Origin of the sequence: Rossellomorea sp. FM04394 (genome assembly GCF_041889765.1) — a bacterium.
GTDB lineage: Bacteria > Bacillota > Bacilli > Bacillales > Bacillaceae_B > Rossellomorea > Rossellomorea aquimaris_B.
The window spans coordinates 72,823-97,500 of the sequence record NZ_CP168654.1; the positions used below are offsets into that span (position 1 = coordinate 72,823).

Consider the following 24,678-nt stretch of genomic DNA (forward strand, 5'->3'; position numbering starts at 1 on the left):
CGAGGAGATCACTATGCATACAATTACAATTGTGGGTTTAGGTGCAGGAGATATTGAACAGCTCCCTTTAGGAGTGTACCGATTAATAAAGAGCAGCTCACATCTATATTTACGTACGAAGGAGCATCCAGTCGTTAAGGATTTAACAGCAGAAGGAGTCGAGTTTCACTCCTTTGATGCAGTATATGAAAAGCATGAACAGTTCGACCACGTGTATGAAGAAATTGTAGGTGAGCTGGTCAGGGCATCTGAAAAGCATTCACTCGTCTACGCCGTTCCGGGTCATCCATTAGTGGCTGAAAAGGCTGTTCAAATGCTTCTGGACCTTCATGAAAAAGGGAAGATACAAGTGTCGATCGGCGGGGGACAGAGCTTCATTGATGCTCTGTTCGCTTCAGTCGGAGCGGATCCCATCGATGGCTTTCAGTTATTGGACGGTACCAGCTTAAAGCTTCATGATATCCATATGAATCAACAGCTTATCATCGGACAGGTGTATGATGCCTTTATTGCGTCTGAGGTGAAGATTACCCTGATGGAGCTCTATCCTTATGATTATGAAGTCATGCTTGTAACGGCGGCAGGCAGCAAGGAAGAGAAGGTGGATAGAATCCCCCTGGTTGAACTTGATCGTGTAGCCCATCTCAGCAATTTAACAAGCCTGTATGTCCCGGCTGTTAAAGAACTGGCATCCACTTATAAACAATATGCAACACTAAGAGAGATCATCTCGACACTAAGGGGACCGAATGGGTGTCCTTGGGATAAAGAGCAGACGCATCATTCCCTCAAGAAATACTTACTCGAAGAAACGTACGAGTTACTGGAAGCCATTGAGGAAGATGATATTGATCACATGATTGAAGAGCTGGGAGATGTTCTGCTCCAGGTCATGCTTCATGCCCAAATAGGTGAGGATGAAGGAATGTTCACCATGGAGGAAGTGATTGGAAGTCTTGCTTCCAAAATGGTCCGAAGACACCCTCATGTATTCGGTTCGGTTCAAGTGGAAAATACGGAACAGGTGAAAGCGAACTGGGATGAAATCAAGAAGCAAGAAAAGCCGGTTGAACATGAACCGATGCTTAAGTACGTGGCGAAAGGAATGCCGGCTCTCATGAAGGCATATGAATACCAGAAGAAAGCAGCAAAAGTGGGCTTTGATTGGTCGGACCCACGAGGTGCCTGGGAGAAAGTATGGGAAGAATTAAAGGAATTTGAAAACGAGGTCGAGAATAATAGTGAAAACCAAATAAAAAAAGAATTTGGTGATATTTTATTCGCACTTATCAATGTAGCCAGATTCTATAAGGTATTCCCAGAGGAAGCACTCGCCATGACCAACACCAAATTTTATCGCCGCTTCTCTTATGTGGAAGAGCAGGTTTTGAAAACGGGTAAGGGCTTTGAAGATTTCACTTTAGAAGAGTTAGACCAATTTTGGAACGAAGCCAAAAAGATGAATATCGAATAAGGGGAAATGTATAATGGTATCAATGAGATTAGATAAATTTCTAAAAGTATCAAGACTGATAAAAAGAAGAACGATGGCGAAAGAAATTGCCGACCAGGGCCGTATAACAGTGAATGGACTGCAAGCGAAAGCGAGCTCTAACGTGAAAGTCGGGGACGAATTAAGCGTGAGGTTTGGTCAAAAGATTATGAGGGTAAAGATAGAAAGGCTTCTTGAAACAACCAAAAAAGAAGAAGCGAGTGGACTTTATTCCGTCCTTTCAGAAGAAAGGGTTCAAGAAGAAACGGAGTAAGGATTACATAGTCAGAGGTTCTATTTCTCTCCCGAAAACATAAACATAGTTACAAAGCTTGTACTATGGGAATGTGAGGGATGGATATGAATCAATATTATGATGGAAACAAAGATAAAACGACTTTTCAAGAACATGACGTGATGATGAGGGGACGCAAGCTTCTTGACATCACCGGTGTTAAACAAGTGGAAAGCTTTGATAATGAAGAGTTTCTCCTCGAAACCGTGATGGGCTTTTTGTCTGTCAGGGGCCAAAATCTTCAAATGAAAAATTTAGACGTAGACAAAGGCATCGTCTCCATTAAAGGAAAGGTGTTTGATCTCGTATACCTGGATGAACAAAATGGGGAGAAGGCTAAAGGCTTCTTTAGCAAGTTGTTTCGATGACGCTCTCAACCCAGTTCTACACCATGCTTTCCATGATCGGAATGGGAGCTTTATTTGGTGCGACCTTGGATACGTACAATCGTTTCTTAAACCGGTCTGAAAGAAAACGGTGGCTTGTATTCCTAAACGACATCATGTTTTGGGTTTTACAAGCCCTGTCCATCTTTTACATTTTATTTGTCGTCAATTTTGGTGAGATCCGCTTTTATATTTTCATTGCTTTGCTGTGTGGTTTTGCTGGTTATCAAGCTCTCATCAAGCAGTTTTATCTTGCCTTTTTGGAACGGCTGATCTTATTTTTTATCTCCCTTTATAATTTCGGTGTGCAAATGGTGAAAAAATTAATTTATTCACCGATTAAATGGATAATCGTGCTTCTCATTACAATGGTATTATCTATAGGAAAAGGGCTCTTATCCGTCATAATCTTCCTATTAAAAGTCATTTGGAAGGTAGTGCATTGGGCGATTAAGCTCGTAACTGCTCCAATATGGTGGATATTAAAGGGTATTTGGAATTTATTGCCGAAAAATCTTACAAAAAGAGTCGAGAAGTTATATAATAAACTGGCAGGGATTTTTAAAGCGTATATCAAAAAAGTATATAGAGTGGTAAAAAAGTTTAACAAAAAACCTAAAGATAAAGAATAGGGCTTACGGCTTTTTCCACTCCATATTGTAAAGGAGGTTTGGGAATGAGAAAAAACGTGACACCAATGGAAAATGAATATGTCCGCCATCAGGAGCATATGCATAAATCGTCTTCTAAGAGAAGAAAGCGTTTAGTCCGTCGATTAGCAGTATTTTTTGTATTAGTTTTGGCAATTAGTGGATTTTTAGTTTCGACTCTCATTTCCAGAGCCCAAGTCTTAGAAGATAAACGTACTGAAAAAGCACAATTAGAAAAAAAGTTAGAACATCTTAAAGATAAGCAAACCGCGTTGGAAGAAGAGATTGTGAAGCTTAACGACGATGAATATATAGCCAAACTGGCACGCCGGGATTACTTTTTATCAGATGATGGTGAGATTATTTTCAACATACCTGAACCAGATAAAGAGAAAGAAGAAGAGGTGTCTTATTGACACTCTTTTTTTTAATTGGCTATAATATATAATAAGGTTTATCTTTTATCATTTTAAGGAGGAGCATTTCTTTTATGTCAATCGAAGTAGGCAGCAAGTTACAGGGTAAGGTAACAGGTATTACAAATTTTGGAGCGTTCGTGGAATTATCGGAAGGTTCAACAGGTTTAGTTCACATTAGTGAAGTTGCAGACAACTATGTTAAGGATATTAATGAACACCTTAAAGTTGGCGACGAAGTAACGGTTAAGGTTATTAATGTTGAGAAAGATGGAAAGATCGGTTTGTCCATCCGAAAAGCGAAAGAGCAACCACAACGCCCGCAGCGCCCTCAGCGTCCTCAACGCCCGCGTAGTAATAATAACAAACAGAACGACACACGCACTAAAGAGAGTTTCGAACAAAAGATGGCACGTTTCTTGAAAGACAGTGAAGATCGTTTATCATCTTTGAAGAAGAATACTGAGTCTCGTCGTGGTGGAAGAGGGGCGAAAAAAGGTTAACTTGCTGTCTATTAACTCATATAGCAGGTTGTGAACGGAAAACAGGCATACTCATGATGATGAGTGTGCCTGTTTTTTTATATAGTGGAGACAGGAAAATGACACGCCACCATCGAATTAAATAGTCTCAACTAACTTTATGGAGGCAGCCATTATGAAAAAAGAACAGATAATCGATCATCATGAATCGTTTAAGCTGTGGCTTAATGAATTGAAAAGGATTAATGATAAAGAGTGGTTTCAGCCAATGGAGGAAAGCAAGTGGTCGATTGCTGCAAATGTTTCTCACATGATCAAATGGGACCAACATTCCTTGGAAGAGATTCTTCCAAATGTATCAGAAGGAGCGCAGCTGTCTCCTTTTCCGGACTTTCAACGTTTTAATGAAGAAGCTGAAAAATATGCGCACGATGGGCTTAATAAAGAAGTTTTGATTGAAGAGGGTATCAAAACACGCGATTCAATTATAGCTTATGTATATAGTTTATCTGAAACTGATTTGCAGCACTCGTATAGAGTAGGAGATCAAAGCTTTACACTTGAAGAGTTTTTTGAAGACTTTATCGGTCACGATAAACATCATCAGGAGCAAATTGAAGAAGTGGTGTCTGCAGAAAAAGCTTGATGTGCCTCTTTATACAAAAAAAAAGACTATCATATTATGATAGTCTTTTTTGCTATGACCCGTACGGGATTCGAACCCGTGTTACCGCCGTGAAAGGGCGGTGTCTTAACCGCTTGACCAACGGGCCTCAAAATATGGTAGCGGCGGAGGGGATCGAACCCCCGACCTCACGGGTATGAACCGTACGCTCTAGCCAGCTGAGCTACACCGCCATATTGTATGCACCTTTTAGGCACAAAATCTATGATACATAGAAAGAATTATCTTGTCAATATACTCTCGTAAAGAATTTGTCAAAATTCCCTTAAGTCTGGTTGCATAAGCGTTTATAACGAAAAAATAAGTAAAGGAGAATGAATAAGGCTAGAATATTCTGAATATTTTACCGGAATCCATAGAAAGTCGTCGAAACTTTCTTGGTATGTATTCCCTCATTTTGACAAAGTTTTAAGCCTGTACCATTTATACTGAACAAAAAAGAAATGGGGAGTGTTTCATACATGGGGAAAGTCGATCAGTCGATCATCGAACCTGTTCAGAACGTGGACATTGAACACACTAGGGTGGAGCTATCCAAGGGGATCAAGTCTATTTATTCGAAGCTGGAGTGGCTATTCGTAGAAAAGGGGATCGCCTTATTCGTTATCGGATTTTTATTGGGGAGAGCGTTAATCCTTTCTCACTTAACACCTTTTGCATTACCGTTCTTCGCCTCTGTTTACATTATCCGGAGAGAAAAGTCTCCCATTGCACTGATCGGATTGCTTGCGGGAGCTCTTACCTTATCTCTGCCTAGTATCAGTTATACGTTTGTCAGTGCGATAATATTCCTATTAGCGTTTCGATTATCCCAGAAATATCATAAGAATAATTTGAGGGTCGTCGCTTTTTATGTCTTCTTCACTGTCATGGCAGCGAAGCTTTCATTCGATTATATCCAGCAAGGACAAGCCCTGACGGTTTACAACGGGGTGATGGCTTTAATAGAAGCGAGCCTTGCATTTCTCTTAACCTATATATTCATTCAAAGTGTACCCCTCGTAACGGTTCAGCGCAGAAGAAGATCTCTGAAGACAGAAGAAGTGGTCAGTTTGATTATTTTATTGGCATCGATCATGACGGGGACGATCGGGTGGTCTGTGTATAATTTGTCTGTGGAACATGTGTTATCAAGATACTTGGTGCTGCTATTTTCCTTTATAGCCGGGGCTACAGTGGGCTCTACAGTAGGGGTTGTAACCGGGCTTGTTTTCAGTTTAGCGAACGTTTCAAGCTTTTATCAAATGAGCTTGCTTGCTTTTTCGGGACTTCTGGGAGGTCTTATGAAAGAAGGGAAGAAATTCGGAGCGGCAATCGGTTTGTTAATTGCTACCTTATTAATGGGAATGTACGGAGATACAGATACGGTCATAATTCAAACCTTATATGAATCTGGGGTAGCGATATTACTCCTATTCTTAACCCCTCAAAGCTTAACGTCTAAAATTGCCAAGCATATACCGGGAACAGCTGAATATCAGCAGGAGCAACAAGGATACATGCGCCGGGTGAGGGATGTGACAGCACATAGAGTCACACAGTTTTCCTCGGTGTTTCAAGCATTATCAAATAGTTTTCAACAAATAGAAGAGCGTTTTGAAGAGGAGGAAGATAAAGAATTCGATTATTTCTTAAGCAATGTGACAGAGAAAACATGTCAAACCTGTTTTAAGAAAGATCAATGCTGGGCGCGTAATTTTGATAAAACCTATAATCTAATGAAAGATGTGATGACTGAGTATGATCAGGGCAGGGTCCCATTGTCTCCAAGACTTGCTAGAGAAGTAGAGAAGCATTGTACTAGAGAGAAAAAACTGAAAGAGACGATTTATCAGGAGCTGACCTTCTATCAAGCCAATTTAAAATTAAAGAAGCAGGTCCAGGAAAGCAGGAAGCTGGTCGCCGATCAATTACTGGGAGTATCCGAGGTAATGGGGAACTTTGCGAAAGAAATTCAAAGAGAAAGGGAGAATCATCATATACAGGAAGAACAAATCTTATCGAGTATTGGAGAATTTGGAATCGAGATAGAAAACATTGAAATCTATAACCTGGAACAGGGGAATGTTGATATAGATATGACGATGCCTTATTGCGGAGGGCACGGACAGGGTGAGAAGCTTATTGCTCCGATGCTATCGGATATATTAGGTGAAAATATCATTGTTCAAAAAGAGGAGTGTGCTCAATTTCCGAATGGACAATGTCATGTGACCTTCCAGTCTGCCAAGAAATTTGTGGTAGACACAGGAGCTTCCCATGCTGCTAAAGGGGGAGGACTGGTATCAGGAGACAGCTATTCGATGATCGAATTAGGAAGGGGGAAGTATGCCGTAGCCATCAGTGATGGGATGGGGAACGGTGAACGGGCACACTATGAAAGCAATGAGACACTGAGGCTTTTGAAAAAGATATTGGAATCGGGTATTGAAGAACAAGTAGCAATCAAATCCATCAATTCGATACTGTCCCTCAGAACGAACGATGAAATCTTCTCAACACTGGATTTAGCCATGATTGATCTGCAAAATGCGTCATCAAGGTTCTTAAAAATTGGTTCAACCCCAAGTTTTATTAAGCGGGGAGATAAAATCATAAAGGTGGAAGCAAGTAATTTACCAATGGGGATGCTCCAGCAGGACTTCGATGTTGATGTCGTTTCTGAACAGTTAAAAGCAGGAGACCTTCTTATTATGATGAGTGATGGTGCCTTTGAAGGTCCAAAACATGTAGAAAATTATGATTTGTGGATGAAGAGAAAAATAAAGGAACTTGAAACGGAGGAACCACAAGAAGTGGCCGATATTCTAATGGAGGAAGTGATCAGGTCGAGCTCCGGTCTAATTGAAGATGATATGACAATTGTGGTTTCAAAAATCAAACATAATATACCGAAATGGTCCTCTATCCCTGTGCAAAAACCGAAAACCAAAGATAATAAAAGGATATCCTAGGACGAATATTCACCTATAAAAATAGTTAACTAGAGTATAATTTCCTCCTCATTCGGCGAAGATGGTAACAACTTTAGAATGAGGAGGGGAGTCTGATGAAGCCAGGTACACTTCGTCAAGTCCTATTAATTACGGATGGTTGCTCGAATCAAGGTGAAGATCCAATTGCGATGGCGGCCCTTGCGAAGGAGCAGGGAATTTCAGTTAACGTAATTGGTGTCATGGATAATGATGTGATAGATGATAACGGAATGCAGGAAATTGAAGGGATTGCTCAATCAGGGGGTGGAGTAAGTCAGATTGTATATGCTCAACAACTTTCTCAAACGGTGCAAATGGTTACACGTAAAGCGATGACACAAACTTTACAGGGGGTTGTGAATAAAGAGCTGAAACAAATCCTTGGTAAATCCGCATCCATGGAGGAGCTTCCTCCCGAACAACGCGGAGAGGTCATGGAGGTTGTCGATGAACTAGGGGAATCCGTTGATATGGATGTGTTGATTCTTGTCGATACGTCTGCAAGTATGAAACATAAGCTTCCCACGGTAAAAGAAGCTCTACTAGACCTTTCATTAAGCTTAAATGCTAGAATGGGTGATAATAAATTTTCAGTCTTTGTATTTCCCGGGAAACGACAAGATGTCGAAAAATTGCTAGATTGGACACCGAAACTTGAAACATTAACGAGTATATTCTCTAAATTGTCTCCAGGCGGGATTACTCCAACAGGTCCAGCGATCTCAGAAGCTATCACACACTTTAAGAAAAAACGTTCATTAAGGGGATTGCTCTCTCGTGGCGATGATGAACAATACTTCGAAGAAACCATTTAATTTTCCCCCTGGAACAGTTATAAGAGGAAAATGGTATAAGCACATCTACACCATTGTAAAAGAATTAGGGTATGGTGCGAATGGTATCGTATACCTTGTACAAGGATCATCGGGATATCAGGCATTAAAGATGAGTGACAGTAATGTATCGATTACCTCTGAAGTCAATGTTTTAAAATCTTTCTCAAAGGTCCAAGGTGCTCCCCTTGGGCCAAAGCTTCTTGATGTGGACGATTGGGAGTATCGAGGACAGAAAATACATTTTTACGTGATGGAATATATTCAAGGTACGGACTTACTGTCATTTGTTCAATCAAAAGGATTTTCGTGGGCAGGTGTACTCATTGCACAACTCCTTACAGACCTGGAGCGAATTCATAAGGAAGGGTGGGTATTTGGGGATTTAAAACCTGAAAACTTGATCGTCACAGGCCCTCCTTACCGAATTCGCTGTATTGATGTTGGGGGAACGACCATCAATGGACGGGCAATCAAAGAGTTCACGGAGTTTTTTGATAGAGGATATTGGGTAGGAGGTTCACGGAGAGCGGAACCTTCATATGATCTTTTCTCTGTAGGGATGATCCTCATTAATTTAGCCTACCCCGGGCGTTTCACCAAGTCCGGAAATGGGAATATGCAACAATTAAGGGAAGCAATCGGTTCCAAAGACCAATTGAAGAAGTTTGAAGGGACGATTCTGGATGCGTTGGAAGGGAAATTTCAATCTGCAAGTGATATGAGGGTCAGCCTCCTGAATGGACTTTCTCACTCCCAACCAGTACAGAAGCCCAAACCAAAACCTAAAGTCAGTAGACCTGTTCCTGCGAATTCCCATGTGAATTCCTCCACTTCGCATACAAGCAGATATCAAAATCACCGAAATAAAAAGTCAAGTCACTTTCTTGAGACTGTGCTCGTGGTGATTATTGTTTCGTTATTATATGTTTTGTATATTTATGGAGAATTGATGTAGCGTAAGAGTGTGAGAATTCTTCAGATATTGATACAATGGGGAAAATGGTTTTAGGAAGAGGAAGCGTTATGTTAGAGCATACTACAAAAGAGTTTATTCACGACCGTGGGCTAATTGAAGAGGGAGATCGAATTGTTGTGGCTGTGTCTGGAGGCCCCGATTCCTTAGCGCTTCTCCATTTTCTCGCTGCGAACCGTAATGAGTGGGGAATAGAAGTGATCGCTGCTCACCTTGATCATATGTTTCGAGGAGAAGAGTCTTACCGAGAGCTATTGTTCGTCGAAGAATTCTGCAACAGTCGGCACATCCCTTTTTACGGTGGACGAATGGATGTGTCAGCTGAAATGGAAAAGACGAATAGAAGCCTACAGGAACAGGCCCGACACATTCGATATGAATTCCTGGGGAATGTAATGGAGGATGTATCAGCTACCAAATTAGCCCTCGGTCACCATGGGGATGATCAGGTAGAAACCATCTTGATGAAGATGACAAGGGGAGCGTCGGGAGCCGGCAGAGCGGGAATTCCATTCAAGCGCCCTTTTTCTACAGGAGAGATTATCCGTCCTTTCCTCTCAATCACAAAGAAGGAAATCGAAAGCTATTGTGAGAGATACGACCTTTCTCCGAGAAGGGATCCAAGTAATCATAAGGAAGATTATACGCGGAACCGATTCCGTAAAAAGGTTCTGCCATTCTTAAAGGACGAAAACCCTCATGTTCATCTTCAATTCCAACGATTTAGTGAAGAATTGGAAGAAGATGAGGCGTTTTTAGAGGAATTAACAAGGATTAAGTTGAATAAGGTATGGAATAGCTCTGAAGATTTCTCATCTTTAAATATCGAAGGTTTTCTTGCAATGGCTCAGCCTTTACAAAGAAGAGGGATTAATCTAATATTAAACTATCTTTACAAACTTAGACCATCTTCCTTATCGTCTATACATATTTACGATGTATTGGGTATATTAAAAGGAAAAACGCCTAATGCCAGCCTGAATTTACCGAAAGGGCTTAGGGTAACAAGGGCGTATCATACATGTTATTTTCATTTTGGGGAATTAGCGTTAACCGAAGCTCCTTATTGTCACGTGATAGAGGTTAATGAAACGCTTGAACTTCAAGGTGGATATCAGTTTCGTCTCTATAGTTCCTCCTCGTCAGTAGAGGATCGTACCGCTGATAGGATCTATCTGGATCCGGACGAGGTCACCCTACCTTTATATGTGCGTACGAGAAAGAGCGGAGATCGAATGAAAGTGAAGGGGTTGGAAGGCTCAAAGAAGCTAAAGACACTCTTTATTGACGAAAAAGTTCCTGTACACCTCCGTGACGGGTGGCCGATTGTAGTGGACACAGATGATCACATACTTTGGGTACCGGGAATGAAAAAGTCCATTTACGATTTGGGAGAAGAGCAAGAAAATAGTTTAGTACTACAATTTAAGAGCAATCATCTTCTAGGAGGCAGTTGAACATTGTTAAATCAAGATATTGAGAAAGTGTTAATTTCAGAAGAAGAACTTCAAGAAAAGATTAAAGCATTAGGTGCACAATTAACAGAGGAGTATCAAGATCGATTTCCTTTGGCCATTGGAGTTTTAAAAGGCGCGATGCCATTCATGGCGGACCTTTGTAAACGTATGGATACACATATGGAAATGGACTTCATGGATGTATCCAGCTACGGAAACTCTACTGTCTCTTCAGGAGAAGTAAAGATTGTGAAAGATTTAGACACGAAAGTGGAAGGACGGGATATCCTGATCATTGAAGATATTATCGACAGTGGTCTGACACTAAGCTACTTAGTGGAACTATTCCGTTACCGTAAAGCAAAATCCATAAGCATTGTCACGCTTCTTGACAAGCCATCTGGACGTAAAGCCGATATCAAAGCGGACTATGTAGGCTTTATTGTTCCTGACGAATTCGTTGTCGGGTATGGCCTGGATTACGCTGAAAGATATCGTAATCTACCGTATATCGGTGTTTTAAAACCAAGAGTGTATACAACAGGAGAATAAGTATATTCTAAAGAGGAATCTTGTAAGTGCAATTTGTTGTAATGCCATGATTTTCTATGATACTATTTTACTTAGTTTGTTTACCCGTGGGAGGAGGTAAGGGATGAACCGGATCTTTCGAAACACCATATTCTATTTACTGGTCTTTTTAGTGATTATAGGTGTGGTGAGTTATTTCAGTAACAACAACGAGCCAACCAAAAATATCGAGTACAGTACGTTTATTAATAACCTTGAAGATGGAGACGTTTCTTCTTTTTCAATTCAGCCTGGCAGAGGCGTTTATGAAGTGAAAGGACAGATGGAAGGGGCTAAAGAAGGAGAGTACTTCTTAACCTATGTCCTTACCACAGATGGAAAGTTAATGGAGAAGATCAATACGGCAGCATCGGAGCAAGGCATTGATGTAGAAGTATTGCAAGCCAAAGAAACAAGCGGCTGGGTATCTTTCTTCACGACGATCATTCCGTTTATCATTATCTTCATTCTGTTCTTCTTCTTACTTAACCAAGCTCAAGGCGGCGGAAGCCGTGTCATGAACTTTGGGAAGAGTAAAGCGAAGCTATATAGCGAAGAGAAGAAAAAGGTTCGCTTTAAAGATGTAGCTGGAGCAGATGAAGAAAAGCAGGAGCTTGTAGAGGTAGTGGAATTCTTAAAGGATCCACGCAAGTTCTCTGAAGTGGGTGCCCGTATTCCGAAGGGTGTCCTTCTAGTAGGACCTCCAGGTACAGGTAAAACCTTACTTGCACGAGCAGTAGCAGGAGAAGCAGGAGTTCCTTTCTTCTCAATCAGCGGTTCCGACTTCGTTGAAATGTTTGTCGGTGTCGGTGCATCTCGTGTACGTGATTTATTCGAAAACGCAAAGAAGAATGCACCATGTATCATTTTCATAGATGAGATTGATGCAGTTGGTCGTCAACGTGGAGCAGGCTTAGGTGGAGGTCACGATGAACGTGAACAAACCCTGAACCAGTTACTAGTTGAAATGGACGGTTTTGGCGCTAACGAAGGTATCATCATCGTCGCTGCAACGAACCGACCGGACATTCTGGATCCTGCATTGTTACGTCCAGGTCGTTTTGACCGTCAGATCACAGTTGATCGTCCTGACCTTAAAGGGCGTGAAGCGGTTCTTAAAGTTCATGCACATAATAAACCGCTTGATGAATCTGTTGATTTAAAAGCAATTGCCATGAGAACACCAGGTTTCTCTGGCGCTGATTTAGAAAACCTTCTAAACGAAGCAGCACTTGTGGCAGCTCGTGAGGATAAAAAGAAAATTGATATGCGTGACATTGATGAAGCAACTGACCGTGTCATTGCCGGTCCTGCGAAGAAGAGCCGCGTCATATCTGAAAAAGAACGTAAAATCGTGGCATTCCACGAAGCGGGTCATACCGTTATTGGATTAGTCCTTGATGAAGCGGATATGGTACATAAGGTGACCATCGTTCCTCGTGGGCAAGCAGGCGGATATGCCGTTATGCTACCTAAAGAAGATCGTTACTTTATGACGAAGCCTGAGCTCCTTGATAAGATTACCGGTTTACTTGGTGGTCGTGTAGCAGAAGAAATCATCTTCGGTGATGTTTCAACTGGTGCCCATAATGACTTCCAACGTGCAACTGGAATCGCCCGTAAAATGGTCACTGAATATGGTATGAGTGATAAGCTTGGACCGCTTCAGTTTGGTCAATCTCAAGGCGGTCAAGTGTTCTTGGGACGCGACATCAATAGTGAGCAAAACTATTCAGATGCCATCGCATACGAAATTGACCTGGAAATGCAGCGTCTAATTAAAGAGAGTTATGATAGAGCGAAGAGAATTCTTACAGAGAATCGCGATAAGCTTGAACTCATTGCCAAGACTTTATTAGATGTAGAAACATTAGATGCCGCTCAAATCAAGCATTTAATGGATCATGGCAAATTACCGGAACGTACGTATGAATCCGACCAGGATAATAGCGACGTGAAAGTAAATATCCAGAAGAAAAATGAAGAAACTGTGATCGAAGAAGATACGGCTTCAAAAGAAGACGATTCTAACTCTGATCGCACATAATATTGAGGGATGCATCCATTTATGGTTGCATCCCTTTTTGTTTTGGTTAGTTTTTGATTTTATGGTGGACTATGCTCAGCTCGTGAAATCAAATGGAATTTGGGTATTATTGTAAAGTGGCTGGATTTTGTTCGGTTTCGGCCGGATTATCATCATTTTCGGCTGAATAAAGTAGTTTTTTGACCGGATTTTCCATAGAAACAACTTGTGATGGTTCAACATGAAGGCAAAGAACGCCTTCCCGGCCCATTTATCTTATGCTTGTCGGGTCTGACCAAGCCGGTTCCGCTTTTGTCTCATCCAGCTCCAGGGCTTAGAGGCTCGAGGTCATAAGTCAAACCGTCCAAAAAGGCAAAAAGCGCCTTTCCGGCCGGTTCGTCTTATGCTTGTCGCCTCTATTCAAAGCCCTTGCGCTTTTGTACTCATCCAGCTCCAGGGCTTAGAGGCTCGAGGTCATAAGTCAAAGCTGCCAAAAAGGCAAAGAGCGCCTTCCCGGCAGCTTCGCCATATGCTTGTCGCCTCTGTTCAAAGCCCGTGCGCTTTTGTACTCATCCAGCTCCAGGGCTTAGAGGCTCGAGGTCATAAGTCAAAGCTGCCAAAAAGGCAAAGAGCGCCTTCCCAGCAGCTTCGCCATATGCTTGTCGCCTCTGTTCAAAGCCCTTGCGCTTTTGTACTCATCCAGCTCCACCGGCTAGACCCTCGAGGTCATAAGCTAAATGGTCCAAGAAGGCAAAGAACGCCTTCCCGGCCCATTCATCTTATGCTTGTCGGGTCTGACCAACCCGGTTCCGCTTTTGTACCTATTCTAAATAAATTATGGTATGATGTTGGCAGTGTGAAAACAATTGGCTTAGTAGGTGAGGATATTGATTTTTGTAATGGATGTAGGGAATACCAATATTGTATTTGGTGTGTATGAAAATGACCATTTAAAATATCATTGGAGAGCTGAAACGAATCGACATAAAACAGAAGATGAGTTTGGGATGCTTGTGAAGAATCTGTTCGAGCATGTGAAGCTGACGTTTGACGAGATTGACGGAATCATCATTTCCTCCGTTGTCCCTCCAATTATGTTTAGTTTGGAACGTATGTGTGAGAAGTATTTTAATATCACTCCGCTCGTCGTTGGACCTGGTATTAAAACTGGTTTAAATATCAAGTACGAAAATCCAAGGGAAGTCGGAGCGGATCGAATCGTAAATGCTGTCGCTGGTATTCACGAGTACGGTGGTCCTCTCATTATTGTGGACTTCGGTACAGCGACGACGTATTGCTATATCAATGAGGAAAGACAATATATGGGTGGAGCGATCGCCCCTGGTATAGGCATTTCAACTGAAGCCCTGTACTCCAAGGCTGCTAAATTACCAAGGATCGAAATTGCCCGTCCTGAGCACATCATTGGCAAGAATACCGTAACGGCTATGCAAGCGGGTATTCTCTATGGATATGTTGGACAAGTAGAAGGTATCGTTCAAAGAATGAAAGCACAAAGTAAGAAGGAACCAACGGTCATAGCAACTGGAGGATTAGCGACATTGATTTCCAAAGAATCCAATAGCATTGACGTGGTAGATCCTTTTCTGACATTAAAAGGATTAAAACTAATCTATAAGAGAAACATGAACTAAAGTGAAAGGAGCTTCAACCATGAGCGACTATTTAGTAAAAGCGTTAGCCTATAATGGCCAAGTACGTGCTTATGCAGTAAAAAGCACGGATACAGTAGGAGAAGCACAAAGAAGACATGGAACATGGCCGACTGCATCAGCTGCATTAGGCAGAAGCATTAGTGCCGGAGTGATGATGGGGGCAATGCTAAAAGGTGAAAATAAATTAACGATCAAAGTAGAGGGCGGTGGCCCGATCGGTGCCATTCTTGTGGATAGTAATGCAAAAGGTGAAGTTAGGGGTTATGTGACGAACCCGCATGTACACTTTGATTTAAACGAGCACGGGAAGCTTGATGTCCGTCGTGCGGTTGGTACAACCGGAACTTTATCGATTGTTAAAGATATCGGTATGAGGGATCATTTCTCCGGTCAGGTTCCGATTGTTTCAGGAGAACTTGGAGAAGACTTCACGTATTACTTCGTCACTTCAGAACAGGTCCCTTCTTCTGTAGGTGTAGGTGTACTGGTGAACCCTGACAATTCAATTCTTGCAGCGGGTGGATTCATCTTGCAGCTAATGCCGGGAACGGATGATGAAACGATTACGAAGATTGAGGAACGCTTAGCTAAAATTCCTCCAATCTCTAAATTAATCGAAAAGGGCCTCACGCCTGAAGAGGTGTTAGAAGAAGTACTTGGAAAAGGGGAAGTCAAAGTACTTGAAACGCTTCCTGTGGCATTTAAGTGTCAGTGCAATAAAGAACGTTTTTCAAATGCCATCATCAGCTTAGGGGAGCAGGAAATTCAAGAAATGATTGATGAAGATGGAAGTGCGGAAGCTAGCTGTCACTTTTGTAACGAAACCTATGTATTTTCTAAAGAAGAATTAGAAGAACTGAAAGCAAACGCGAAGCAGTAAATCATATCCAGGGAGAATGGGAGAAATGAGAATTAAACGGTCTGTACTCATGGTTTTGGTCGGGGTACTACTTGTCACAAACATCATTACACTTGTGTGGAGTCGCTCTTCAGGGGTGAGCGGAGCCCCTGAAGTAGTGGCAACGGTTGGCGGAGAATCAGTAACCCGGGAGGACTGGTTGTATTCCCTTGAGCAAAAACATGGCAAAGAAGAGCTAAAAGCACTGATCAATCAACAAGTGATCGACCATTTAGCTAAGAAATATGATATCTCGGTTTCAGATAAAGAAGTAGAGCAGGAATATTACTTCATACAATCTGTTTATAATGCGTACGATGAAGAAATTCTTGAAGATGAAGATTCACTAAAGGCTCAAATCAAATCTGAATTGTTATTAGAGGAGCTTCTCACGAGGGATGTCCAAGTACCTGAAAAAGAGTTGAAGAGCTTCTATGATCAAAACGAGCATCTATATTCTATTTCTAAAATGTATAAGCTGAAGCAGCTGAAGGCAGCTGATCAATCAGAGGCAGAACAAGCACTGGAAGAACTTGAAGCCGGCTCGGACTTTGAAGCATTGGCCATGGAGCGTTCAAACGATGAGCAAAGTGCTCATTTAGGGGGAGACATCGGGTATGTCCCTCTGGATGGAGATTTCCTATCTTCAAAAGCGGCAGAAGAAATAGAGTCTTTATCACCAGGGGAATGGACAAAGCCGATTCAGCAGGATTCAGAGTACGTCATTTATTATGTAGACGATGTTTTAAAAGAAAGACATTTTTCATTCAAAGACGTAAAATCTCAAATTCGCAGACAAATTGCTTTAGAGCAAGTAGAGACGCCGCTGCAGCCTGAGTCCTTTTGGGACGAGGTAGAGGTGGACTGGTTTTACGGAAAACAGAAGTAGAAAGGGGCTGGCCTATTATGGGCCAGCTTCTTTTACATAGAGAGATGCTTTTTAACGTAACATAGGATAAATGAAATGTGCATACATATAACCTAGAGTGGAGGCGGTTTGGCCGTTTTAACTAGAGGAATTAACAGAGGAGTTGGATGAGACATCCATCCAATATGTACTGAATTTACTTCAATCCGGGCCATTTAGATTGAACAAGGGGATCTCCCGCTTATACTTATCAATTGACAAATATATTGAATATTGTTACATTTTTATAAAACCAACAAATTTACTTGGAATTAGGAGTGATGGATGAATGGTGAGAGTAGCCAATTCAATTTCAGAATTAATAGGTCAGACTCCAGTGGTAAAACTGAATCGATTAGTAGATGAAAATAGTGCGGATGTTTACTTGAAATTAGAATATATGAACCCGGGCAGCTCTGTAAAAGATCGTATCGCATTGGCGATGATTGAAGCAGGTGAAGCCGCAGGTACGATTAAACCTGGTGATACGATTGTCGAGCCAACGAGTGGAAACACGGGTATCGGTCTGGCGATGGTGGCTGCGGCAAAAGGATACCGTGCCTTACTGGTCATGCCTGACACAATGAGTATGGAGAGACGCAACCTGTTACGTGCTTACGGAGCAGAATTAGTATTGACGCCAGGAGCAGAAGGTATGGGAGGCGCGATTCGCAAAGCTGAAGAGTTAGCGAAAGAAAAAGGCTATTTCATGCCGCAGCAATTCAAAAATTCAGCCAATCCGAAAGTGCACCGGGAAACAACCGGACCAGAGATCGTCGAGCAAATGGGTGATCAGCTGGATGCCTTCATTGCCGGGATTGGAACAGGCGGAACGATTACAGGTGTTGGGGAGGTGCTGAAGAAGCATTATCCAGCCATTGAGCTTTATGCTGTGGAGCCGTCAGATTCACCTGTATTATCAGGAGGAAAGCCCGGACCTCATAAAATCCAAGGAATCGGTGCTGGTTTTATCCCCGATATCTTAGATACGAGTGTCTATAATCATGTCGTTCAAGTTGAAAAAGATTCAGCCTTCGACTATGCAAGGAGAGCAGCTAAAGAAGAGGGAATCCTGGGTGGGATTTCTTCCGGGGCAGCCATCTATGCAGCCATTGAAGTGGCGAAAAAGTTAGGGAAAGGTAAAAAAGTACTCGCGATTATCCCTAGTAACGGAGAACGTTATTTAAGTACTCCTCTTTACCAATTTGATGAAGAATAATATTGAAGTGCCGGATCCTGGAGAGTGGAATCTTCAGGATCCATTTTTTGTGTTTCGCTATTAAAATCTTACTATTTATTATCCCTTCAAAATCAATCCATTCTTCATCATCCCACTCACATAATTTCAAGTTTTTAACGATGAAACCTTCCCAAAGTTCATGTATCATGAAAGTAGATAAAGATTAGGAGTGTGAGGGGTAAGTGCAGCACCTATATTTTCATAAAAACCATTCAACCAAAGAACAATTTTTTGCAGCATACGAACAACTTAGTCAACATCAGCCACATCATATTTTGTTAGAGAGTGGACGGGGTGGACGATATAGCGTTGCTGGACTACAACCTGACGCAGTTTTACAAAGTGTTCCTGAAGGGTTGCGCATACAAGACTCTTCTGGAGTTGAAACAATAAATGGAGACCCGTTGATTCAAATGGAGAAATGGATGGAGCCGCTTCGGAGGGAAAGAAGAAAGGATCTTCCGGATTTTCAAGGTGGAGTGATCGGGTTTATCAGTTATGATTATGCAAGAAAGATTGAGAGACTTCCCGCTTTGGGGCATGATGATCTGGAGATTCCTGACCTTTATTTCTACTACCTGGAGGAATGGGTGGTCTTCGATCATCAGGAAAATACTTTGTGGACGATGATCCTTTCCGATAAAGAATCTGAAGCGGTCGAGGAGAAGCTTGCCAAATGGACATCCACTTGGACGGACGCCCTGTCCCCGATGAAAGAGGATGCAGAAGATCCTGTCCATCATGGGACGGCAAGCATTGAGGTGTCCATGGATGAGGAAGAATTCTCAGGTGCCGTGAAACAAATCCAATCCTATATCTCTCAGGGAGATGTCTTTCAGGTGAATTTATCTGTCCGACAATCGCAAGAGTTGAAGGCCGAGCCATTCACGGTCTATAAAAAACTTCGGGAATTAAATCCCTCACCTTACATGAGTTATATTCAAAGCCCGGACTTCCAGATTGTCTCCGGGTCACCGGAATTACTAGTGAAGAAAAAAGGAACGGAAGTAAGCACAAGACCGATCGCAGGCACACGCTCCCGTGGAAAAGATGCTGAAGAGGATGAGAAACTGGCTCTTGAGCTGATCAATAATGAAAAAGAAAGAGCAGAGCACGTGATGCTTGTGGACCTGGAACGAAATGACCTGGGCAGGGTTTGCCAATACGGGACAGTTGAAGTGAATGAGTTTATGGTCATCGAAAAATACTCCCACGTCATGCACATTGTTTCAAATGTAAGAGGAACACTAGATGAAACCAAAACGGGTGCGGATCTTATTCGATCTGTTTTTCCAGGTGGGACCATTACGGGAGCCCCCAAGGTGAGAACGATGGAAATCATTGAAGAGCTCGAGCCTGTAAGAAGGGGGATTTACACAGGATCCATTGGCTGGATTGGCGTCAATGGAGATATGGAATTGAATATCGTCATCCGGACGATGCTTGTAAAAGATGGAAAAGCCCATATCCAAGCGGGAGCGGGAGTCGTGATCGATTCCAACCCTAAGTACGAATACAAAGAATCCTTGAAGAAAGCGAAAGCCCTTTGGGTAGCGAAAGCCAGGGCGGAAGGAGAAACCCTATGATTCTCATGATTGATAACTACGATTCATTTACCTATAATCTTGTGCAATTTTTAGGAGAGCTAGGGGAAGAGCTGATCGTGAAACGAAATGACGAGATTACATTAGCTGAGATTGAGGCATTGTCTCCGGATTACCTGATGATTTCCCCAGGGCCGTGCAGTCCGAATGAAGCGGGTGTGAGCCTCGAGGCGATCAGAACCTTTGCCGGAAAGATTCCGATCTTCGGCGTATGCCTGGGTCATCAATCGATTGCCCAGGTTTTCGGAGGGGATGTTGTTCGCGCAGATCGGTTAATGCACGGTAAGGTCTCACCCATGATCCATGATGGGAAAACCATTTTCAAAGACATGCCCAATCCTTTCGTGGCAACAAGGTACCACTCCCTGATCGTTAAAAGAGAAACCCTTCCTGAATGCTTTGACATTTCAGCCGAAACGAAAGAAGGGGAAATCATGGCGATCCGTCATAAACAGCTGCCGATCGAAGGGGTGCAGTTCCATCCGGAATCCATCATGACGGAACAAGGGAAACAGCTGCTCCTGAACTTTTTAACGACATATAAAAAAATCGAGATGGTTTTATAAATGTACCTATATCTTAACGGTGAAATCGTCCATGCATCAGAGGCGGTCATTTCCCCTTTCGATCACGGATATTTATATGGATTGGGCGTGTTTGAAACCTTTCGGACGTATGATGGTCATCCGTTTTTGCTAAAGGATCATTTGAAGAGGCTTTCTCATGGATTAAAGGAATTGAATATTGCAGCAGACCTGGATGAAGAAAAGATCAGGAATGCAATAAAAACACTTTTAAATAAAAATGACTTGAAGGATGCATATTGCCGGTTCAATGTTTCCGGTGGAGCAGGTGAGATAGGTTTACAAACGACCCCCTATGAGGATGCGACGGTGATCCTATTTCAAAAAGAATTGCCCCCTTCTCTGCCATTAAAAGAAAAAGAAGGTGTGCTGCTTCAATTAAGAAGGAACACACCGGAGACAGGGGAACGATTGAAATCCCATCATTACCTGAACAATATGGCGGCTAAACGGGAAATCGGACCATCTCCTCACCGGGAAGGGATATTCCTTACAAAGGAAGGCTACCTCTGTGAAGGGGTAACGTCCAATCTTTTCTGGGTAAAAGACGCAGAATTGTATACACCAGCTACAGAGACGGGGCTCTTAAACGGGATAACTCGTCAGTGCATCCTTGCCCTGGCAGACCAAATGCAAATGCCTGTGCGGGTAGGGTTGTTCGGGCAAGAGCGATTACTGGGGGCGGATGAAGTTTTTTTTACAAACTCTGTGCAAGAAATCATACCGGTAAACAGAATTGACTCTAAGAGCTACCCGGGCCGGAACGGAGAATACACCGGGCTTTTACATGAACGATACAGCAAATATACTGGACACTTGAATTCAATAGAGGAATTATAGCAGGGGGGGCATGTAATGAAATGCGGAGAATACGAACTTAATTTTTCAGAGAAAACCCTTATTATGGGGATTTTAAATATCACACCTGATTCATTCTCGGACGGCGGGTCTTTTAATGAGTTAAACCGTGCAGTGGAGCATGCGAAAGAAATGGTTGAGATGGGGGCTGACATTATAGATATAGGCGGGGAGTCCACTCGGCCAGGGCACCAAATCGTAGCTGCTGAAGAAGAAATTTCACGAGTCGTGCCGATTATAGAGGCAATATCCCGGGAAGTTAATGTACCAATCTCCATCGACACGTATAAGGCAGAGACGGCACGAAAAGCTCTGGAAGCAGGAGCGAGCATCATTAATGATGTATGGGGAGCGAAAAAAGATCCTGAAATGGCACAAGTAGCGGCGGAAACGGGTGCCCCGATCATCCTCATGCATAACCGGGATAACCTGGAGTACAACCACTTCGTTCGGGATGCGATACAAGATCTGCAGGAAAGCATCTTCCTGGTAAAAGAAGCAGGGGTGAAAGACGACCAAATCATCCTGGATCCCGGAATCGGATTTGCCAAAACAATACAATTAAACATAGACATGATGAGACACTTGGAGGTCCTTGTTTCACTGGGATATCCTGTACTCTTAGGAACGTCACGGAAGTCTATGATTGGACATGTGCTTGATCTGCCTGTAGAGGAACGGCTGGAAGGCACGGGAGCGACGGTGTGCTACGGGATTCAAAAAGGCTGCCATATCGTGAGGGTCCATGATGTAAAGGAAATGGCACGCATGGCCAAGATGATGGATGCCCTTGTTGGAAAGGAGAAAGCGTATGGATAAGATCCTATTGAACGAAATGGAATTCTACGGCTATCATGGTGTATTCCAGGAAGAAAACAAACTTGGACAACGTTTTCGTGTTAGTGTAGAGTTGCATGTAGATTTAAAGAAGTCCGGCCAAAGTGATCAGCTTGAGGACTCCGTAAACTATGCGGAGATTTATTCCATTACCAAATCTGTTGTAGAGGGAGAGCCGAAGAACTTGGTCGAAGCGGTGGCCGAAGACATCTCTTCCCGCATCTTAGAAACCTTCCAAATCGTAGAGAGTTGTAAAATTACACTAATAAAGCCTGATCCACCTATCCCAGGTCATTACCAATCGGTGGCGGTGGAGATTAATAGGAGTCGATAGGATGAATACTGCTTACATTTCCCTTGGATCCAATATTGGAGACCGGGAGTATTATTTAGAAAAAGCGATAAACATCATTGGCAGTCATGGTAAGATAGAGGTAACGAAACAATCCTCTCTGTATGAAACAGACCCGGTAGGATTTATAGAACAAGGTAAATTTTTGAATATGGTCATTGAAATTCGTACCAGTTTAAGTCCAGAAACTCTATTACATCAGTGCTTGCAGGTGGAAATCGACCTTGGAAGAGAAAGGGAGTTCAAGTGGGGTCCACGCATAATAGACCTTGACATTTTACTCTATGATCACGAAAAAATTGAATCAGAGAATCTTCTCATTCCACATCCAAGGATGCAAGAAAGAGCATTTGTTTTAATCCCGTTATTAGAGGTGGCTCCACATGTAGAGCATCCATCTTTTAATGCCCCGTTCGCTGAATTTCTGGACGAAATACCTGACAAAGAAGGAGTTCGGTTATGGAAACAGATAAATGGGGAAGACGCATTCGTGCATTCAGAAAGCTAAAAGGGTATACCCAGGAGGGTTTAGCTAAGGAATTAGCCATATCCGTTTCTGTCCTTGGAGAAATTGAAAGAGGCAGTCGAATACCGAAGGAAGATTTATTAGTCAACGTCTCAGAAGTGCTTAACATCCCACTACATGATCTTATTCCTCAGGATGAATATGATCGTAGTGAGTGAATGCCGGTTGATGCACCTGTATATCCTTTTATGTTATTCTAGAAAAGGCTGGAACCAATTCGTGACACTGTCACCAGGTTGGATCGGCCTTTTTTAGATTTTTTAACCCCCCGAAGTACGTTTCTGAAATAACTCATACTTTAGGGGTGTTACAAACATAGATATTGTGTAAAATAGTATGGTATATAATCGTATTAGTCTAGTAAAGCAAGTAGATAGAATAGGAGTGAAACACATGAGTCACGAAGAAATTAATGACCAACTTCGAGTAAGACGCGAAAAAATGGAATCAATCCGTGATAAGGGACTTGATCCATTCGGTAAACGCTATGATCGTACACACAGTTCATCCGAGATCAAATCTCAATACGATGAATTTTCTAAAGAAGAATTAGAAGAGAAAGATATCACTGTAACCATTGCAGGTCGTATCATGACTAAGCGTGGAAAAGGGAAAGCAGGATTTGCTCACCTTCAGGACCTGGCCGGACAAGTCCAAATCTATGTCCGTAAAGATGCAATCGGTGAAGAAGCATACGAACTATTCAATACAGCCGACCTTGGTGATATCGTAGGGGTTACTGGTTCTATATTCAAAACAAAAGTAGGAGAGCTTTCGGTAAAAGCGAAAGAATTCCACCTTCTAACGAAAGCACTGCGCCCACTGCCTGAGAAGTTCCATGGTTTAAAAGATGTTGAACAGCGCTACCGTCAACGTTACCTGGATCTTATCACGAGTCAGGAAAGCAAAGAAACGTTCATCGCCCGCAGCCGTATCATCCAATCCATGAGAAGATACCTGGACAATAACGGTTACTTAGAAGTAGAAACACCAATGATGCATGCCATCGCAGGGGGAGCATCTGCCCGTCCGTTCAATACACATCACAACGCTCTTGATATGCCATTATTCATGCGTATCGCAATCGAGCTACACTTAAAGCGCCTGATTGTTGGTGGACTTGAAAAAGTATACGAAATTGGACGTGTATTCCGTAACGAAGGTGTGTCTACAAGACATAACCCTGAGTTCACGATGATCGAACTTTACGAAGCATACGCAGATTACCGTGATATCATGGCTCTTACTGAAAATCTTGTAGCTCATATTGCAAAGGAAGTATTCGGCTCTACTACCGTTCAATATGCAGACTACGAAATTAACCTTGAGCCAGAGTGGACACGTCTTCATATGGTGGACGCGGTTAAAGAACAGACTGGTGTGGATTTCTGGAAAGAAATGTCCGATGAAGAAGCACGTGCCCTTGCGAAAGAACACGGCATCGAAATCAAAGACAATATGCAATATGGCCATGTGGTAAATGAATTCTTCGAACAAAAAGTAGAAGACAAACTTATCCAGCCTACATTCATCTATGGTCACCCGGTGGAGATTTCTCCACTTGCCAAGAAAAACGATGAAGATCCACGCTTCACAGATCGCTTTGAGTTATTTATCGTTGGCCGTGAACATGCAAATGCCTTCACAGAGCTTAATGACCCAATCGATCAAAGAGAACGTTTTGAAGCGCAATTGAAAGAAAGAGAAGAAGGAAACGACGAAGCCCACATGATGGATAATGATTTCATCGAGGCTCTTGAATATGGTATGCCGCCAACAGGGGGTCTCGGAATCGGGATCGACAGACTTGTTATGCTGTTAACCAACTCTCCATCTATTCGGGACGTTTTATTATTCCCATTAATGCGTCATCGTGATTAATATCGTGTGAGGAACAGCAGGGGCTTAGCGCTTCTGCTGTTTTTTGAATCATAACTATATGTTTGGAAGATA

Annotated in this window: 25 protein-coding genes and 2 tRNA genes; 25 read left to right on the plus strand and 2 right to left on the minus strand. The window is 42.5% G+C overall.

Annotated features, from left to right (window positions below; all coding sequences use genetic code 11):
• Positions 1–13: 13 nt before the first annotated feature.
• The 7 genes from mazG (at position 14) to ACCB35_RS00390 (ending at position 4,367) form a co-directional block, all read left to right on the plus strand.
• Positions 14–1,474 carry a nucleoside triphosphate pyrophosphohydrolase gene (mazG, locus tag ACCB35_RS00360; RefSeq protein WP_374055370.1) on the plus strand — a complete coding sequence of 487 codons (1,461 nt, stop codon included), beginning with the start codon at positions 14–16 and terminating at the stop codon, positions 1,472–1,474.
• Positions 1,475–1,496: 22 nt separating this feature from the next.
• On the plus strand, positions 1,497–1,766 hold the full coding sequence (locus tag ACCB35_RS00365) for an RNA-binding S4 domain-containing protein (RefSeq protein WP_044340650.1): 270 nt from the start codon (positions 1,497–1,499) through the stop codon (positions 1,764–1,766).
• An 86-nt stretch (positions 1,767–1,852) separates the two neighbouring features.
• The gene (gene yabP / locus ACCB35_RS00370; RefSeq protein ID WP_044340620.1) at positions 1,853–2,155 is read left to right on the plus strand and encodes a sporulation protein YabP; all 303 of its coding nucleotides are present in this window, start codon (positions 1,853–1,855) and stop codon (positions 2,153–2,155) included.
• On the plus strand, positions 2,152–2,805 hold the full coding sequence (gene yabQ / locus ACCB35_RS00375) for a spore cortex biosynthesis protein YabQ (protein WP_374055371.1): 654 nt from the start codon (positions 2,152–2,154) through the stop codon (positions 2,803–2,805). Before yabP ends, yabQ begins: the two co-directional genes overlap by 4 nt.
• Positions 2,806–2,849: 44 nt before the next feature.
• The gene (locus ACCB35_RS00380) at positions 2,850–3,239 is read left to right on the plus strand and encodes a septum formation initiator family protein (protein ID WP_044340618.1); all 390 of its coding nucleotides are present in this window, start codon (positions 2,850–2,852) and stop codon (positions 3,237–3,239) included.
• A gap of 74 nt (positions 3,240–3,313) precedes the next feature.
• A complete protein-coding gene (locus ACCB35_RS00385; RefSeq protein ID WP_044340617.1) occupies positions 3,314–3,742 on the plus strand; it encodes a S1 domain-containing RNA-binding protein in 429 nt (142 codons plus the stop codon).
• A 154-nt stretch (positions 3,743–3,896) separates the two neighbouring features.
• Positions 3,897–4,367, plus strand: coding sequence for a DinB family protein (locus tag ACCB35_RS00390; RefSeq protein WP_374055372.1), 471 nt, complete (start codon positions 3,897–3,899; stop codon positions 4,365–4,367).
• 55 nt (positions 4,368–4,422) lie between these two features.
• Here ACCB35_RS00390 and ACCB35_RS00395 read toward each other — a convergent pair.
• Together ACCB35_RS00395 and ACCB35_RS00400 are read right to left on the minus strand one after the other, a co-directional pair.
• A tRNA-Glu gene (locus ACCB35_RS00395) sits at positions 4,423–4,494 on the minus strand.
• Positions 4,495–4,502: 8 nt separating this feature from the next.
• Positions 4,503–4,579: transfer RNA gene (locus tag ACCB35_RS00400), tRNA-Met, on the minus strand.
• Positions 4,580–4,867: 288 nt separating this feature from the next.
• Here ACCB35_RS00400 and spoIIE point away from each other — a divergent pair.
• From spoIIE to lysS, 18 genes are all read left to right on the plus strand, one after another.
• Positions 4,868–7,360, plus strand: coding sequence for a stage II sporulation protein E (spoIIE, locus tag ACCB35_RS00405; protein ID WP_374055373.1), 2,493 nt, complete (start codon positions 4,868–4,870; stop codon positions 7,358–7,360).
• A gap of 95 nt (positions 7,361–7,455) precedes the next feature.
• On the plus strand, positions 7,456–8,196 hold the full coding sequence (locus ACCB35_RS00410; protein WP_374055374.1) for a VWA domain-containing protein: 741 nt from the start codon (positions 7,456–7,458) through the stop codon (positions 8,194–8,196).
• Positions 8,165–9,172 carry a protein kinase family protein gene (locus tag ACCB35_RS00415; protein ID WP_374055375.1) on the plus strand — a complete coding sequence of 336 codons (1,008 nt, stop codon included), beginning with the start codon at positions 8,165–8,167 and terminating at the stop codon, positions 9,170–9,172. The genes ACCB35_RS00410 and ACCB35_RS00415 overlap by 32 nt, the downstream gene beginning before the upstream one ends.
• A 68-nt stretch (positions 9,173–9,240) precedes the next feature.
• Positions 9,241–10,647, plus strand: coding sequence for a tRNA lysidine(34) synthetase TilS (tilS, locus tag ACCB35_RS00420; protein WP_374055376.1), 1,407 nt, complete (start codon positions 9,241–9,243; stop codon positions 10,645–10,647).
• Between the two features lie 3 nt (positions 10,648–10,650).
• Positions 10,651–11,199, plus strand: a complete 549-nt coding sequence (hpt, locus tag ACCB35_RS00425) for a hypoxanthine phosphoribosyltransferase (protein ID WP_224945544.1) — start codon at positions 10,651–10,653, stop codon at positions 11,197–11,199.
• A gap of 103 nt (positions 11,200–11,302) precedes the next feature.
• Entirely contained in the window at positions 11,303–13,264 is a 1,962-nt protein-coding gene (gene ftsH / locus ACCB35_RS00430) for an ATP-dependent zinc metalloprotease FtsH (protein ID WP_374055377.1), read from the plus strand.
• 866 nt (positions 13,265–14,130) lie between these two features.
• Positions 14,131–14,898 (plus strand): type III pantothenate kinase, encoded by a 768-nt coding sequence (locus ACCB35_RS00435; protein ID WP_172655809.1) that lies wholly within the window; start codon positions 14,131–14,133, stop codon positions 14,896–14,898.
• A gap of 19 nt (positions 14,899–14,917) precedes the next feature.
• Positions 14,918–15,799 (plus strand): Hsp33 family molecular chaperone HslO, encoded by an 882-nt coding sequence (gene hslO, locus ACCB35_RS00440; RefSeq protein ID WP_374055378.1) that lies wholly within the window; start codon positions 14,918–14,920, stop codon positions 15,797–15,799.
• 16 nt (positions 15,800–15,815) lie between these two features.
• Positions 15,816–16,706 carry a peptidyl-prolyl cis-trans isomerase gene (locus ACCB35_RS00445; RefSeq protein WP_374055379.1) on the plus strand — a complete coding sequence of 297 codons (891 nt, stop codon included), beginning with the start codon at positions 15,816–15,818 and terminating at the stop codon, positions 16,704–16,706.
• Between the two features lie 307 nt (positions 16,707–17,013).
• The gene (cysK, locus tag ACCB35_RS00450) at positions 17,014–17,943 is read left to right on the plus strand and encodes a cysteine synthase A (protein ID WP_374055380.1); all 930 of its coding nucleotides are present in this window, start codon (positions 17,014–17,016) and stop codon (positions 17,941–17,943) included.
• A 203-nt stretch (positions 17,944–18,146) separates the two neighbouring features.
• Entirely contained in the window at positions 18,147–19,550 is a 1,404-nt protein-coding gene (gene pabB / locus ACCB35_RS00455) for an aminodeoxychorismate synthase, component I (RefSeq protein ID WP_374055381.1), read from the plus strand.
• Positions 19,547–20,134, plus strand: coding sequence for an aminodeoxychorismate/anthranilate synthase component II (gene pabA, locus ACCB35_RS00460; protein WP_374055382.1), 588 nt, complete (start codon positions 19,547–19,549; stop codon positions 20,132–20,134). Before pabB ends, pabA begins: the two co-directional genes overlap by 4 nt.
• Positions 20,135–20,992 carry an aminodeoxychorismate lyase gene (gene pabC / locus ACCB35_RS00465; protein WP_374055383.1) on the plus strand — a complete coding sequence of 286 codons (858 nt, stop codon included), beginning with the start codon at positions 20,135–20,137 and terminating at the stop codon, positions 20,990–20,992.
• Positions 20,993–21,007: 15 nt separating this feature from the next.
• On the plus strand, positions 21,008–21,829 hold the full coding sequence (gene folP / locus ACCB35_RS00470) for a dihydropteroate synthase (protein WP_374055384.1): 822 nt from the start codon (positions 21,008–21,010) through the stop codon (positions 21,827–21,829).
• The gene (folB, locus tag ACCB35_RS00475; RefSeq protein WP_044340601.1) at positions 21,822–22,181 is read left to right on the plus strand and encodes a dihydroneopterin aldolase; all 360 of its coding nucleotides are present in this window, start codon (positions 21,822–21,824) and stop codon (positions 22,179–22,181) included. The genes folP and folB overlap by 8 nt, the downstream gene beginning before the upstream one ends.
• Before the next feature lies 1 nt (position 22,182).
• Positions 22,183–22,707, plus strand: coding sequence for a 2-amino-4-hydroxy-6-hydroxymethyldihydropteridine diphosphokinase (folK, locus tag ACCB35_RS00480; RefSeq protein ID WP_374055385.1), 525 nt, complete (start codon positions 22,183–22,185; stop codon positions 22,705–22,707).
• On the plus strand, positions 22,659–22,883 hold the full coding sequence (locus tag ACCB35_RS00485; protein WP_374055386.1) for a helix-turn-helix domain-containing protein: 225 nt from the start codon (positions 22,659–22,661) through the stop codon (positions 22,881–22,883). The genes folK and ACCB35_RS00485 overlap by 49 nt, the downstream gene beginning before the upstream one ends.
• Positions 22,884–23,109: 226 nt before the next feature.
• Complete coding sequence (gene lysS / locus ACCB35_RS00490; RefSeq protein WP_216593414.1) at positions 23,110–24,606, plus strand: lysine--tRNA ligase; 1,497 nt, start codon at positions 23,110–23,112, stop codon at positions 24,604–24,606.
• Positions 24,607–24,678 lie beyond the last annotated feature (72 nt).

Coding starts and splice junctions, on each gene's coding strand:
- mazG (WP_374055370.1), top strand. CDS start 14: ATGCATACAATTACAATTGTGGGTTTAGGTGCAGGAGATATTGAACAG.
- ACCB35_RS00365 (WP_044340650.1), top strand. CDS start 1,497: ATGAGATTAGATAAATTTCTAAAAGTATCAAGACTGATAAAAAGAAGA.
- yabP (WP_044340620.1), top strand. CDS start 1,853: ATGAATCAATATTATGATGGAAACAAAGATAAAACGACTTTTCAAGAA.
- yabQ (WP_374055371.1), top strand. CDS start 2,152: ATGACGCTCTCAACCCAGTTCTACACCATGCTTTCCATGATCGGAATG.
- ACCB35_RS00380 (WP_044340618.1), top strand. CDS start 2,850: ATGAGAAAAAACGTGACACCAATGGAAAATGAATATGTCCGCCATCAG.
- ACCB35_RS00385 (WP_044340617.1), top strand. CDS start 3,314: ATGTCAATCGAAGTAGGCAGCAAGTTACAGGGTAAGGTAACAGGTATT.
- ACCB35_RS00390 (WP_374055372.1), top strand. CDS start 3,897: ATGAAAAAAGAACAGATAATCGATCATCATGAATCGTTTAAGCTGTGG.
- spoIIE (WP_374055373.1), top strand. CDS start 4,868: ATGGGGAAAGTCGATCAGTCGATCATCGAACCTGTTCAGAACGTGGAC.
- ACCB35_RS00410 (WP_374055374.1), top strand. CDS start 7,456: ATGAAGCCAGGTACACTTCGTCAAGTCCTATTAATTACGGATGGTTGC.
- ACCB35_RS00415 (WP_374055375.1), top strand. CDS start 8,165: ATGATGAACAATACTTCGAAGAAACCATTTAATTTTCCCCCTGGAACA.
- tilS (WP_374055376.1), top strand. CDS start 9,241: ATGTTAGAGCATACTACAAAAGAGTTTATTCACGACCGTGGGCTAATT.
- ftsH (WP_374055377.1), top strand. CDS start 11,303: ATGAACCGGATCTTTCGAAACACCATATTCTATTTACTGGTCTTTTTA.
- hslO (WP_374055378.1), top strand. CDS start 14,918: ATGAGCGACTATTTAGTAAAAGCGTTAGCCTATAATGGCCAAGTACGT.
- ACCB35_RS00445 (WP_374055379.1), top strand. CDS start 15,816: ATGGGAGAAATGAGAATTAAACGGTCTGTACTCATGGTTTTGGTCGGG.
- cysK (WP_374055380.1), top strand. CDS start 17,014: ATGGTGAGAGTAGCCAATTCAATTTCAGAATTAATAGGTCAGACTCCA.
- pabA (WP_374055382.1), top strand. CDS start 19,547: ATGATTCTCATGATTGATAACTACGATTCATTTACCTATAATCTTGTG.
- pabC (WP_374055383.1), top strand. CDS start 20,135: ATGTACCTATATCTTAACGGTGAAATCGTCCATGCATCAGAGGCGGTC.
- folP (WP_374055384.1), top strand. CDS start 21,008: ATGAAATGCGGAGAATACGAACTTAATTTTTCAGAGAAAACCCTTATT.
- folB (WP_044340601.1), top strand. CDS start 21,822: ATGGATAAGATCCTATTGAACGAAATGGAATTCTACGGCTATCATGGT.
- folK (WP_374055385.1), top strand. CDS start 22,183: ATGAATACTGCTTACATTTCCCTTGGATCCAATATTGGAGACCGGGAG.
- ACCB35_RS00485 (WP_374055386.1), top strand. CDS start 22,659: ATGGAAACAGATAAATGGGGAAGACGCATTCGTGCATTCAGAAAGCTA.